We start from the raw sequence: 12,250 nt of genomic DNA, 5'->3' as shown, positions 1-12,250 counted from the left end.
GTCAGCCTAGGCCGCCATCGCCTCGGGGAGGTTGTCGTACACGGGCACGTCGCGGCGCAGCCCGGTCACCTCCAGGACGCGGCTCGCGACCGACTCCGGGAGGGCCACCACGTGCACCCGGGTGTCGGGGAGCAGCAGCCTGCGGGCGTCGTTGATCAGCCGGATGCCCTGGGAGTCCATGAAGCGCGTCCCGGACAGATCGAGGACCATCACCCGCGCGGGCCCCTCGGAGCCGGAGCGGGCCTGGTACATGATCAGCGGCAGCAGGCCGTCGGCGTTGCGGGCGTCGATCTCCGAGGGCAGCGGGAGCATCACGCGCTCGGCGGAGAAGGGCGGAAGGGTCACGGCGTTCACCTGACATGGTCGTCCGGAATCGGATGAGCCGCTTCCTGACCCTCCGCCCATTGCACCACGCCCGGGACGAGACCGGAAGCGGTGCAGGTCCGGGCGGTGCGCTCAGGCCTCCGGGAGCTTCTCGCCCTGTACGGCCTGGACGTCCAGCTCCACCCGCAGCGTGGTGCCGATGGCGGCGATGCCGGCCTGGACGACCTGGTTGTAGTTCATCGCGAAGTCCTCGCGGTGCAGCTCCGTGGTGGCACGGAACGCCGCCCGGGTGCCGCCCCACGGGTCGGCGCCGGTGCCGAGGTACGCCAGGTCGAGGTCGACCGGGCGGACCACGCCGCGCATGGTCAGCTCGCCGTGCACCGTCCAGCGGTCGGTGCCCGCCTGGGTGAGCCCCGTGGACCGGTAGGTGATCTCCGGGTACCGCGCGACGTCCAGGAAGTCCGGCGACCGCAGATGGGTGTCGCGCATCGCGTTGCCGGTGTCGATGGACGCGGCCCGGATCACCGCCTCCACGCGGGACTTGGTGACGTCGTCGGGCGCGATCTCCACCGAGGCGGTGAAGTCGGTGAACCGGCCGCGCACGCTGGAGATGCCCAGGTGCTGGGCGGCGGCGGCCACGCTGGAGTGCGCCGGGTCCACGGTCCACGGGCCGGGCGGCGGCAGCTCCGTGCCCCCGGTCCTGGCCAGCGTCACCGTGCCGATCTCCGCCCGCCCGCTCGCGGTGACGAGGGCGCTGGCGGCGGCCGGCGCGTACCCGACCGCGGTCACGATGACGGTGTACGCCCCCGGCGCCAGCTCGGTGGCGTCCCGGACGGCGCCCTCGTCGTCCGCCTCGGCGCGCAGCACCTGGCTGCCGGTCCCGTCGGTCAGCGTGACGACCGCGTGCGACACGGCCCATCCGTCCCGGGTGCGGATCCTCGCGGTCAGTGGCATCCCGTCTTCTCCCTGAAATGGCTCATGGACCTGAAAAGGCTCATAAAAAGGTCGTGATACGACCGGCCCGTGGCGGGGGCGCGTCTCCGCTACAGGACGCGCGGGCCCGCCACGGGCCGGAACCGGGTCACTCGCCGGGGTGGGCGAGCTCGATGTCGTGGTCGTCGACACCGGGTCCTGCGACCGTCAGGGCGCTCGCCTGCGGCGGGTAGCCCGTGGCGATCACGGTGTACTCGCCGCCGTCCAGGTCGGCGAAGGCGTACGCCCCGTCGTCGCCGGTCGTGGCCGTGCCGACCACGTTGCCCGCCGCGTCGACCAGGGTGACGCGGGCGTCGGCCAGCGGGCCGTGCGGGGCGCGGACCACGCCCCGGACATGGGCGCCGGTCTCCAGGTCGGCCTCGACCCGGGTGACGCCCGTGGCGCCGATCTCGACCGGCAGGGCGCGCGGCCGGTACCCGGCGGCGTTCACCGCCACGGTCACCGCGCCCGGCACCAGCTCGGCGAACGAGAACTCGCCCTGCTCACCGGTGGTGCCGGTGGCCAGCAGGTCGCCGCGCACATCGGTGACGATGACCATCGCGTCCTTCACCGGCTGCCCGGTGTCCGCCGCGCGGACCACACCGGTCATGCCGCTGGTGCCGCTGAGCAGGATGTCGTAGGACACCGGCTCGCCGCTCACCACGACCGTCGACGCCTGCGGCTGGTGCCCGTCGGCGGCGGCGATCAGGACGTACGACCCCGCCGAGGGGGCGTCCACCGTGTAGGAGCCGTCGTCCTGGGCCACGGAGCGGCCCAGCTGGCGGCCGCCCAGGGAGATCAGCGTGACCGCGGCGCGAGGCACCGGGGTGGAGTCGGCGCCCCGGACGAAGCCGCGCACCGGGATGCCGGCGGAGGCGGACTCCCCGGGCCGGGCGGCGGTGGCGACGGCGGACACCGGCTGCGCGAGGGTGTCCTCCGCGGCGGCCTGCGTCTTTGAGACGGCCGAGCCCGTGGAGGCGGCGCCCCCGGCCGGGACGGCGGCGGCCTCGGCCACGGTCGGGGCGACCGGGTCGCCGGACGCGGCGGCCTGCTCCTGCGCGGCCTGGGCCAGCGCGCCGGTGGTCCGCAGCGGGACCTCCTTGATGAAGATCGTCACCAGGAAGCCGAGCAGGGCGATCGGCGCGACGTACAGGAAGATGTCGGCGATGCCGTGGCCGTAGGCGCTCTCCAGCCAGGTGCGGATGCCCGGGGGCAGCAGGTCCATGTCGGGGATGGTGCCGCTGCCCGAGGCCTTGGCGGCCGCCGCCTGCTCCTGCGGGCTGAGCGTGCCGATGGTGTCCGCCGCGTAGTGGCTGATCCGCGACGACATCACCGAGCCGAGCACGGAGACGCCCACCGCGCCGCCGAGCGAGCGGAAGAACGTGACCACGGAGGAGGCCGCGCCCAGGTCGCTCGGGGCCACCTGGTTCTGTGTGCAGAGCACCAGGTTCTGCATCATCATGCCGACGCCCAGACCCATCAGCGCCATGAAGACGGCGATGTGCCAGTACGGGGTGTCGTAGCGCATGGTGCTCAGCAGGCCGAGACCCGCGGTGAGCAGCACGCCGCCGGTCAGCAGCCAGGCCTTCCAGCGGCCGGTCTTCGTGATGATGATGCCGGAGACGGTCGAGGATATGAACAGACCGCCGATCATCGGGATGGTCATGACGCCCGACATGGTCGGGGACTTGTCCCGGGCGAGCTGGAAGTACTGGCTGAAGTAGACGGTGCCCGCGAACATCGCGATACCGACGAACAGCGAGGCCAGCGACGCCAGCGCGATGGTGCGGTTGCGGAACAGGCGCAGCGGGATGATCGGCTCGCTCGCCTTGGACTCGACGAGCAGGAAGATCAGCGTCAGCAGGACCGCGCCGCCGACCATCGCCCCGGTCTGCCAGGACATCCAGTCGTACTTGTCGTCGGCGAAGGTGACCCACAGGAGGAGCAGGGACACGGCCGCGGTGACGAAGAAGGCGCCGGCCCAGTCGACCTTGACCTCCCGCTTCACCAGGGGCAGGTGCAGCGTCTTCTGCAGCACGAACAGCGCGATCAGCGCGAACGGCACGCCGACGTAGAGGCACCAGCGCCAGCCGAGCCAGCTGGTGTCGGTGATGACGCCGCCGAGCAGCGGGCCGCCGACGGTCGCGACCGCGAAGGTCGCGCCCAGGTAGCCGGAGTAGCGCCCGCGCTCACGCGGGGAGATCATCGCGGCCATGATGATCTGGGCCAGCGCGGCGAGACCGCCGCCGCCGAGGCCCTGGATGGCGCGCGCGGTGATCAGCATGCCCGTGTTCTGCGCCGTGCCGGCCACGATCGAGCCGATCACGAAGATGACCAGGGCCGTCTGGACCAGGGCCTTCTTGCTGATGAGGTCGGCGAGCTTGCCCCACAGGGGGGTGGAGGCGGTCATCGTCAGCAGCGAGGCGGTGACGACCCAGGTGTAGGCGCTCTGGCCACCGCCGAGGTCGGAGACGATCTCGGGCAGGGCGTTCGTGACGATGGTCGACGACAGGATGGCGCAGAACATGCCGAGCAGCAGCCCGGACAGCGCCTCCATGATCTGCCGATGGGTCATCGGAGCGTCCGTGGAGGATCCTCCCCCGTGCTTGGCATGAGCCCGCACACCGTTCGGTGTGGTCGTTGCCATGGACTTCCTTCTCTTACGTGCTTGCGGGTGTACGGGTGGTCTGTTCGAGTGACGGAGGCGCCTGCCGGGGCACGGTGCGGGGGTCGCCGAAGCTGTCCCTGAGCCGGGCCATCAGCCGGGTGAGGTCACCGACCTCCTCGTCCGACCAGTCGCTCAGCCGCTCCGCGAGGAGCTCGCTCGTGCGCCGGAACAGTTCCTCGAGCCGGGTCTGGCCGGCCGGGGTGAGGCGCAGGATGCGGGAGCGCTTGTCGGCGGGGTCGGGGGATCGCTCGATCCAGCCGCGCTCCGCCAGATGGGTGACGTGCCGGCTGGTGACGGACACGTCCACGGACAGCAGCTCGGCGAGCCTGCTCATGCGCATGTGGCCATGGCGGCCCAGCACGGTCAGCACGGCCGCGGACCCGCTCGGGCAGTCCGACGGCATCAGCCGGCTCATCTCCCGTTTCACGGCGCCGAAGGCACTGAACTGCCGGACCAGCTCCTCGTACTGTGCCGACTCGGCCATGGCACCTCCGTTTCGTTGCTTAAAGCAACCGTAAGGATGCATGGTTGCTGAAGGCAAATAAAATCGGGTCGTCCAGGCCAAAAACTTGGCAAAGGCAAGTAATCGCTCCAGTAAACGCGCAGGTGGGACGGGGTGTGCTCGGTCGGTCCCGCCCCGCTTGGGGCCCCGGACGGGGATTCGCTAGGGTCTCGGTCCATGGCTAACACCCAGGGCCCGCAGGGCAATCACGACCCCGCCGGCAGCACCCAGATGTTCCGCGCGTTCGTCGACGAGGCCCCCGAGGCCAGGCAGCCGGCAGCCACGAGCGGCGGCCCGCGCATCGGCCTGATCCTCGGCATCGTGGTCGCCGTGGCAGCAGTCGCAGCGGTGGCCTGGCTCGCACTGAAGTAGAACGAGGTCCGCCGAGGCAACCCCCTCGGCGGCCACACCCTCAAGGGGCGCGGGGAACTGCGCGATCAACCCCCACCGGCCCGCACCCGGCACAGGTGCGTCCCGCCCGCGGCGCAGCCCGCAACCAAGAGCGCGGGGGCGCTCGGCCCTCAAGGAGCCGAGCGCCCCCGCGCTCGGAAGCATGTCCGCGGACGTCAGTCCGAGATGAGCCCCTCCCGCAGCTGGGCCAGGGTGCGGGTCAGCAACCGCGAGACATGCATCTGCGAGATGCCGACCTCCTCGCCGATCTGCGACTGCGTCATGTTCGCGAAGAACCGCAGCATGATGATCCGCCGCTCCCGCGGCGGCAGCTTCGCCAGCAGCGGCTTCAGCGACTCCCGGTACTCCACGCCCTCAAGCGCCGTGTCCTCGTAGCCGAGGCGGTCCGCCAGGGAGCCCTCGCCGCCGTCGTCCTCCGGGGCGGGGGAGTCCAGCGAGGACGCCGTATAGGCGTTCCCCACCGCGAGGCCGTCGACGACGTCCTCCTCGGACACGCCCAGCACCGCGGCGAGTTCGCTCACCGTCGGAGAGCGGTCCAGCTTCTGGGAGAGCTCGTCGCCTGCCTTGGTCAGCGCCAGCCGCAGCTCCTGGAGCCGGCGCGGCACCCGCACCGACCACGACGTGTCGCGGAAGAACCGCTTGATCTCCCCGACCACCGTCGGCATCGCGAACGTCGGGAACTCCACGCCCCGTTCGCAGTCGAAGCGGTCGATCGCCTTGATCAGCCCGATGGTGCCGACCTGGACGATGTCCTCCATCGGCTCGTTGCGCGAGCGGAACCGCGCCGCCGCGTACCGCACGAGCGGGAGGTTGAGCTCGATCAGTGTGTCCCGGACGTAGGCGCGCTCCGGGCTGTCCTCGGCGAGCACGGCGAGCCGCAGGAACAGGGAGCGGGACAGGGTGCGGGTGTCGAGGGCCGCCGTGTCCGGAAGGTCCGGAGCGGGTGTGGCGGCGAGGGCCGGGCCCTCGTCGATGGGGCCGAGTGCGTCGAGAGCATGGGGAGCTGACTCGCTCTCCGCGAGCGTGAGCACCTTCGAGCTGCCCTGTTCTGCGGACATGCCACCCCCTTTGGGTCGCGGGACGGTCGCGGCGAACGCTCCCGAACCGGGGAACGCAGCCTTCACCTGAATACCGGCGCCGAGGCTCCGGCAAACGCGTCTCCGGCAGAATGTCACATGTCGGCAACGCGCTGTAGTGACATGTCGACATCCGAGATGCGAATCAGCCCTGCAAACAAGGGGTCTGACGGAGTATCGGCCGGAAAGTACGCAGAATCACGACGCCGAGCGATTCGCTCGTGCAGGTTACGCGTCGATCCTGTTTGCGGACCTCAGCCGCTGGAAGCTGCGGGCCAGCAGCCGGGACACATGCATCTGCGAGACGCCCAGCTCGGCGCTGATCTGGGACTGCGTCAGGTTGCTGTAGTACCGCAGCAGCAGGATGCGCTGCTCCCGCTCCGGAAGCTGCACGAGGAGATGCCGGACGAGGTCGCGGTGCTCCACACCGTCCAGGGCGGGGTCCTCGTAGCCGAGCCGGTCCAGCAGGCCGGGCATCCCGTCGCCCTCCTGCGCGGCCTCCAGCGAGGTGGCGTGGTACGACCGGCCGGCCTCGATGCAGGACAGCACCTCCTCCTCGGAGATGCGCAGCCGCTCGGCGATCTCGGCGGTCGTGGGAGTGCGCCCGAACGCGGTGGTGAGGTCCTCCGTCGCGCTGTTGACCTGCACCCACAGCTCGTGCAGCCGGCGCGGTACGTGGACGGTGCGGACGTTGTCGCGGAAGTACCGCTTGATCTCGCCGACGACGGTCGGCATCGCGAAGGTCGGGAACTGCACGCCCCGCTCGGGGTCGAAGCGGTCGATGGCGTTGATGAGGCCGATGGTGCCGACCTGGACGACGTCCTCCATCGGCTCGTTGCGGGAGCGGAAGCGGGCGGCCGCGTAGCGCACGAGCGGGAGATTCGCCTCGATGAGCGCCGCCCGCACGCGGGAGTGCTCCGGCGTGCCCGGCTCCAGGTTCTTGAGCTGACCGAACAACACCTGGGTCAGGGCCCTGGTGTCCGCGCCGCGGCGCTTGGCGGGGGTCTGGACCGCGTCGGGGGACACCTCGTCCTGGGGCGGCGCGGAACTGGCCGACACGGTCAACGCCACCTCTTCATTCGCTCACATCGTCCGTCAACTCATCCTTCAAAAGCGGTCATAGCATCACAAGACTGACTCACTGTGTGCAAGCACCGCATATTCCGTGTTGAGGGCGGGAGGCGGGTCCCGGACACGGCAAGGCCCCCTGCCGGCACGGCAGGGGGCCTCGGTGTGCGGAGCGCGGAAGGGGCGTCAGAACTCGTAGTCGGCGATCACCCACGTGGCGAACTCGCGCCACAGGCCGACGCCCGCCTGGTGGTCCGGGTGCTCGACGTAGCGGTGCAGCGCCTCGGCGTCGTCGAACGCCGAGTTGATCGCGAAGTCGTAGGCGATGGGGCGGTCGCTGATGTTCCAGGCGCACTCCCAGAAGCGGATCTCCGGGATCTTCCCCTCCAGCGCGCGGAAGGCCTCCACGCCTTCGACGACCTTCGGGTCGTCGCGGCGGACGCCCTCGTTGAGCTTGAAGAGCACCAGGTGCCGGATCATCACTCGCCTCCTGCGGCCAGCCAGGTCATGAAGTCGCCGATCGCCTTCGCGGCGTCCGAGATGCCCTGGAACCCGATGGTGACGTAGTCGCCGGCGGTCTCGGGGTCCGTGATGATCACGTACAGCACGAAGACCACCACCAGGTAGACGGCGGCCTTCTTCGCGTTCACCGCCATCGCGGCCCTCCCCTGTCACGGCTGTCACTGCTGTCACGCGTGCATCGAGCGGGCCCATGATCGCACGAAGGGCCCCGTCTGACGACGGGGCCCTTGTGAAGCGGTAGCGGAGGGATTTGAACCCTCGGTGACTTGCGCCACACTCGCTTTCGAGGCGAGCTCCTTCGGCCGCTCGGACACGCTACCGAGGGAGACCTTACAGCACGGTGGCGCGTGGATCGAAATCGGTATTCAGCGTCCCCGGAAGAACTCCGTGAGCAGCCCGGAGCACTCCTCGGCGAGCACGCCCTCGACCACCTCGGGGCGGTGGTTGAGGCGCCGGTCGCGGACCAGATCCCACTGGGATCCCGCCGCGCCGGCCTTCTCGTCCCGGGCGCCGTAGACCACCCGGTCGACCCGGGACTGCTGGACGGCGCCCGCGCACATCGTGCAGGGCTCCAGCGTGACCACCAGGGTGCAGCCGGCCAGCCGCCACTCCCCGGCCCGCCCGGCGGCCCGGCGCAGCGCGAGGACCTCCGCGTGCGCCGTGGGGTCGCCGGTCGCCTCGCGCTCGTTGTGCGCGCGGGACAGCACGGTGACCCCGTCCGCGGCCAGCACGACGGCGCCGACGGGGACGTCCCCGCCCGGGACGGCCCGGCGGGCCTCGTCCAGGGCGAGTCGCATCGGCTCCCGCCAGCGGTCGCGCACCGGGTCCGGGAGACCGGGCGCGGGGGTGATGGTCGGCACGGTCAGCGGACGGTCTCCAGCACCTCCGAGGCGCCCAGCGCCTCGGCGATCTCCGAGACCGCGTCCTGGGTCATCGAGCGCAGCTCCTTCTCGGTCACGCCCAGGTCCTCCAGGACCTGAGCGTCCCCGACGGGGCCGTGCGGCACGGACTCGCCGGACGCGGCGGCCGGGCCGCCGTCGGCGTCCTCGTCGTCCGGCTCACCGTCCTCGGTGCCGTCGAGGTCGAGGGCGTCCAGGTCGGGGCCGTCGTCCCCGGGCTCCCGGCCGAGCAGTTCGTCGGTGAGCAGGATCTCCCCGTAGCTGCTGCGGGCGGCCGCCGCGGCGTCGGAGACGTAGATCCTGGGATCCTCCTCACCGTCCACGCGGACGACGCCGAACCAGCCGTCCTCCTGCTCGATCAGCACGAGCACCGTGTCCTCGTCAGGAGAGGCTTCCCGGGCCAGGTCGGCGAGATCCGACAGGGTTTCCACATCGTCGAGCTCTGTGTCGCTCGCTTCCCACCCGTCTTCGGTGCGCGCGAGCAGTGCGGCGAAGTACACCGTGACTCTCCCACTGGTCATAGGCGTGCCGGTTGGGGGTCCCCCCGGCGGAGGCGTGCGGGCGGGTATGCGGAGCTGAGACCCCGCCCACTGGGAATCGTGGCAGAAACAAGGCCGTCAGGGGACGTCTTCCGCTGCCTGTGTCCGGCAGTTTCGATCGTGCTCCGGCCTGCCTGTCACCACCACGACCGGATCGTACGCGCACAACCCGCCCACGGGAGCGCGGCACGTCAAAGGGACCCCAGGCCCCTTTGCCTACGGGGCAACCCGCGTGTCGCGGCTCCCGCCGGTCGCGGGCAGTCGTGCCGCAGGGCGGCGCGCGTGGGCGCGACGGCACCCTGATGGCGCCAGGTCGCGCGAAGACCCCCCGGCCCACCCCAGGTACCGGCGCCTGAAAACCCCGCTACCAGCGAAACGTCCGCATCCGCATCGCATGCCGCAACCGCGCCGCCTTCGCCCGCCGAGGCTGCACCCGGTCCCGCAACGCCCGAGCCTCCGCCAGCTCCCTCAGAAACCGCGCCCGCCGCCGTCGACGCTCGGCCTCCCAGTCCACGGCGCCCCCGGCGCCTTCCGTCGCCCGGGAACCCCCGGCCGCCCCGGCCGAAGCCGACGGATTCCCACGATCCTCCTGCTCAGGCATCACTTCATCACCCCAGTCCGTCCTTCCCACCTTCCCCCGACCGGGCGGTTTGACGCCAGCGAAGGGGTGACGAGCGCCCCATTCCCTTGCCACGCGCGGGTGACGCCGACCCTTCGTGTCCCGGTTAGGGTTGACGCCATGCGTCTCCACGTCGTCGACCACCCCCTGGTCGCCCACAAACTCACCACGCTGCGCGACCGGCGCACCGACTCCGCGACCTTCCGCCGTCTCGCCGACGAGCTGGTCACCCTGCTCGCCTACGAGGCCACGCGCGACGTGCGCACCGAACAGGTGGACATCCAGACGCCGGTGGCGCGGACCACGGGTGTGAAGCTGTCCCACCCCCGCCCCCTGGTGGTGCCGATCCTGCGGGCGGGCCTCGGCATGCTGGACGGCATGGTCCGGCTGCTGCCGACCGCCGAGGTGGGCTTCCTGGGCATGGTGCGCAACGAGGAGACGCTGCAGGCCTCCACGTACGCCACGCGCATGCCGGACGACCTGTCCGGCCGCCAGGTGTACGTCCTGGACCCGATGCTGGCGACCGGCGGCACGCTCGTCGCGGCCATCAAGGAGCTGATCAAGCGCGGCGCGGACGACGTGACCGCCGTGGTGCTGCTGGCCGCGCCGGAGGGCGTCGAGGTCATGGAGCGCGAGCTGGCCGGCACGCCGGTCACCGTCGTGACGGCGTCCGTCGACGAGCGTCTCAACGAGCTGGGCTACATCGTCCCGGGCCTCGGCGACGCGGGCGACCGCATGTACGGAGCCGCGGAGTAACCCCGCGGCTCACGCGCCCGGCCCTGAGCGGGCCGTGCTCAGCAGTTCTTCTTCGAGGCGGGCGCCGGCTCGGGGTTGGCCAGTGCGGTCAGCGCCTTGTCGGCGTCCGCCTTCGCCGTGAGTCCCCGGAACGTGTCGCCGATGATCAGATCGAGCTCGGCGCCCTTGCGGGCCGGGTCCGTGCGGCGCTCGGCGCCGGCCAGCTGGGTGCCCAGCACCGGCAGCGCCGTGTCCAGCGCGGTCGCGGGACCGAGCAGCACGCCGGCGCCCTTGACCTTCTTGTCGAACGTCGCGGGCGCGTTGGCGACCTCGCCGATCCGGAAGCCGCGCTTCTTCAGCTCGTCGGCGGTCTTCTGGGCGAGCCCGCTGCGCGTGGTGGCGTTGAGCACGTTGACGGTGATCGTGTTCGGCAGGGGCAGCGGCTTGGCGGCCCCCGCGGGAGACGCCGAGGGTTTGGCCTCGGTGCCGCAGGCGGACTTCGTGCCGGCCGCGGCGGCCGAGTCGCCGCCGGTGAACACGTCGATGAGCTGCAGCGTGCCCCAGCCGCCCACGCCGAGCACGGCGGCGGAGACGACGGTCAGCACGACGAGCTTGCCGCGCCGCCGGGGCCGGCGCATCCGCGGGTACTTGTCACCCGTGATGCGGTACTGGCCGCCCATGCCGGGTGGAGTGAGCATGCTCATGAGCGCAGCGTAGTGCGCCCGAGCTGCTATGCCTACTAGATGATCATTCGACTGGGTGCACTCCAACCCGAAAGGGCCAAAGCGGGCCGCCAGGGGGTTCGACGGGTGTCAGTCGAGTTCGAGAACGCGCGCGTGGAGCACCTGGCGCTGCTGGAGCGCCGCCCGCACCGCGCGGTGCAGTCCGTCCTCGAGGTACAGGTCGCCCTGCCACTTCACGACGTGCGCGAAGAGGTCGCCGTAGAAGGTCGAGTCCTCGGCGAGGAGGGTCTCGAGGTCGAGCTGCTGCTTGGTCGTCACGAGCTGATCGAGGCGGACCGGGCGCGGTGCCACGTCCGCCCACTGCCGGGTGCTTTCCCGGCCGTGGTCGGGGTACGGCCGGCCGTTTCCGATGCGCTTGAAGATCACACGGAAAGCCTACCGGTCGAGACGTTCCGGGCGCAGCCATGGCGACGCAGTACGCCGCCGTAAAAGATGCCGGAAACCGGCAGAAAACGGTCCGCGCGCCCGTCGCGCGCCCTCCCCGGCCGCCCCGTTCGCCACCCCCGGCCCGCATACCCGCCCCCGGTACGAACCCGGTCGTCGGACCCGCGGGCGCCGGTCACGCCCCCGTCTTCTTCGCGGCCTTCGCCGCCTTCGCCGCCGCCTTCATCTCCTGCTTGTGCGCCCGCACCTTCGCCAGCGACTCCGGGCCCGTGATGTCCGCGACCGAGCGGAAGGACTCCTCCTCGCCGTACGCGCCGGCCGCCTCACGCCAGCCCTTGGGGCGGACGCCGAGCTGCTTGCCCAGCAGGGCGAGGAAGATCTGCGCCTTCTGCTTGCCGAACCCGGGCAGGTCCTGGAGCCGCTTCAGCAGTTCCTTGCCGTCGTCGACGCCCCGCCAGACGGCCTCGGCGTCACCGTCGTAGTGCTCGACGAGGTACCGGCACAGCTGCTGGATGCGGCCGGCCATCGACCCCGGGTAGCGGTGCACCGCGGGCTTCTCGGAGAGCAGCGCGGCGAACGCCTCGGGGTCGTACGCGGCGATCTCGTGCGCGTCGAGGTCGTCCGCGCCGAGCCGCTGCGCGATCGTCGCCGGGCCCTTGAACGCCCACTCCATCGGGATCTGCTGGTCCAGCAGCATCCCGATCAGCGCGGCGAGCGGGCTGCGGCCCAGCAGCCGGTCGGCGTCGGGGTCCTGGGCGAGGTGCAGTGTGACGTCCATGCCCCCGATG

At 71.3% G+C, this 12,250-nt stretch carries 16 protein-coding genes and 1 tRNA gene; 2 read left to right on the top strand and 15 right to left on the bottom strand.

All coding sequences use genetic code 11. The features are described 5' to 3' along the window. Positions 1–6: 6 nt before the first annotated feature. The 4 genes from AY578_RS15745 to AY578_RS15730 form a co-directional block, all read right to left on the bottom strand. Positions 7–312 carry an STAS domain-containing protein gene (locus AY578_RS15745; RefSeq protein ID WP_051101722.1) on the bottom strand — a complete coding sequence of 102 codons (306 nt, stop codon included), beginning with the start codon at positions 310–312 and terminating at the stop codon, positions 7–9. 144 nt (positions 313–456) lie between these two features. Then, positions 457–1,278 carry a YceI family protein gene (locus AY578_RS15740; protein ID WP_019527039.1) on the bottom strand — a complete coding sequence of 274 codons (822 nt, stop codon included), beginning with the start codon at positions 1,276–1,278 and terminating at the stop codon, positions 457–459. Between the two features lie 127 nt (positions 1,279–1,405). Continuing rightward, the gene (locus AY578_RS15735; protein ID WP_019527038.1) at positions 1,406–3,871 is read right to left on the bottom strand and encodes an MFS transporter; all 2,466 of its coding nucleotides are present in this window, start codon (positions 3,869–3,871) and stop codon (positions 1,406–1,408) included. Between the two features lie 85 nt (positions 3,872–3,956). Further along, positions 3,957–4,448 carry a MarR family winged helix-turn-helix transcriptional regulator gene (locus AY578_RS15730; RefSeq protein WP_019527037.1) on the bottom strand — a complete coding sequence of 164 codons (492 nt, stop codon included), beginning with the start codon at positions 4,446–4,448 and terminating at the stop codon, positions 3,957–3,959. A 195-nt stretch (positions 4,449–4,643) separates the two neighbouring features. On the opposite strand from AY578_RS15730, the gene AY578_RS15725 reads away from it, so the two are divergent. Beyond that, positions 4,644–4,838, top strand: coding sequence for a hypothetical protein (locus AY578_RS15725; protein ID WP_019527036.1), 195 nt, complete (start codon positions 4,644–4,646; stop codon positions 4,836–4,838). Positions 4,839–5,032: 194 nt separating this feature from the next. Here AY578_RS15725 and AY578_RS15720 read toward each other — a convergent pair whose 3' ends face one another. The 8 genes from AY578_RS15720 to AY578_RS15685 all read right to left on the bottom strand — a co-directional run bounded on the left by AY578_RS15720 (position 5,033) and on the right by AY578_RS15685 (position 9,582). Further along, positions 5,033–5,935, bottom strand: coding sequence for an RNA polymerase sigma factor SigF (locus AY578_RS15720; protein WP_019527035.1), 903 nt, complete (start codon positions 5,933–5,935; stop codon positions 5,033–5,035). Between the two features lie 246 nt (positions 5,936–6,181). Further along, a complete protein-coding gene (locus AY578_RS15715; RefSeq protein WP_019527034.1) occupies positions 6,182–7,018 on the bottom strand; it encodes an RNA polymerase sigma factor SigF in 837 nt (278 codons plus the stop codon). A gap of 189 nt (positions 7,019–7,207) precedes the next feature. Next, the gene (locus AY578_RS15710; protein ID WP_019527033.1) at positions 7,208–7,501 is read right to left on the bottom strand and encodes a Dabb family protein; all 294 of its coding nucleotides are present in this window, start codon (positions 7,499–7,501) and stop codon (positions 7,208–7,210) included. Further along, positions 7,501–7,677 (bottom strand): hypothetical protein, encoded by a 177-nt coding sequence (locus AY578_RS15705; RefSeq protein WP_028960538.1) that lies wholly within the window; start codon positions 7,675–7,677, stop codon positions 7,501–7,503. The genes AY578_RS15710 and AY578_RS15705 overlap by 1 nt, the downstream gene beginning before the upstream one ends. Positions 7,678–7,778: 101 nt before the next feature. After that, positions 7,779–7,863: transfer RNA gene (locus AY578_RS15700), tRNA-Ser, on the bottom strand. Positions 7,864–7,908: 45 nt separating this feature from the next. Then, positions 7,909–8,340, bottom strand: a complete 432-nt coding sequence (tadA, locus tag AY578_RS15695; RefSeq protein WP_234008107.1) for a tRNA adenosine(34) deaminase TadA — start codon at positions 8,338–8,340, stop codon at positions 7,909–7,911. Between the two features lie 65 nt (positions 8,341–8,405). After that, positions 8,406–8,942: a tRNA adenosine deaminase-associated protein gene (locus AY578_RS15690; RefSeq protein ID WP_019527030.1), complete on the bottom strand. Its 537-nt coding sequence runs from the start codon at positions 8,940–8,942 to the stop codon at positions 8,406–8,408. A 403-nt stretch (positions 8,943–9,345) separates the two neighbouring features. After that, the gene (locus AY578_RS15685) at positions 9,346–9,582 is read right to left on the bottom strand and encodes a hypothetical protein (RefSeq protein ID WP_026244155.1); all 237 of its coding nucleotides are present in this window, start codon (positions 9,580–9,582) and stop codon (positions 9,346–9,348) included. Between the two features lie 138 nt (positions 9,583–9,720). Between AY578_RS15685 and upp the strand changes: the two genes are divergently transcribed. Then, entirely contained in the window at positions 9,721–10,356 is a 636-nt protein-coding gene (upp, locus tag AY578_RS15680) for a uracil phosphoribosyltransferase (RefSeq protein WP_019527028.1), read from the top strand. A gap of 38 nt (positions 10,357–10,394) precedes the next feature. Here the strand turns inward: upp and AY578_RS15675 are convergent, their stop codons facing one another. The 3 genes from AY578_RS15675 to AY578_RS15665 form a co-directional block, all read right to left on the bottom strand. After that, entirely contained in the window at positions 10,395–11,015 is a 621-nt protein-coding gene (locus AY578_RS15675; protein WP_161231589.1) for a LytR C-terminal domain-containing protein, read from the bottom strand. Between the two features lie 132 nt (positions 11,016–11,147). After that, positions 11,148–11,444, bottom strand: coding sequence for a type II toxin-antitoxin system VapB family antitoxin (locus AY578_RS15670; RefSeq protein WP_004943146.1), 297 nt, complete (start codon positions 11,442–11,444; stop codon positions 11,148–11,150). 193 nt (positions 11,445–11,637) lie between these two features. Beyond that, the gene (locus AY578_RS15665) at positions 11,638–12,240 is read right to left on the bottom strand and encodes an HhH-GPD-type base excision DNA repair protein (protein WP_019527026.1); all 603 of its coding nucleotides are present in this window, start codon (positions 12,238–12,240) and stop codon (positions 11,638–11,640) included. Positions 12,241–12,250 lie beyond the last annotated feature (10 nt).

The sequence above is a fragment of the Streptomyces thermocarboxydus genome (genome assembly GCF_024760485.1).
Lineage (GTDB): Bacteria > Actinomycetota > Actinomycetes > Streptomycetales > Streptomycetaceae > Streptomyces > Streptomyces cellulosae.
This window is presented reverse-complemented; position numbering and strand designations above follow the sequence as displayed.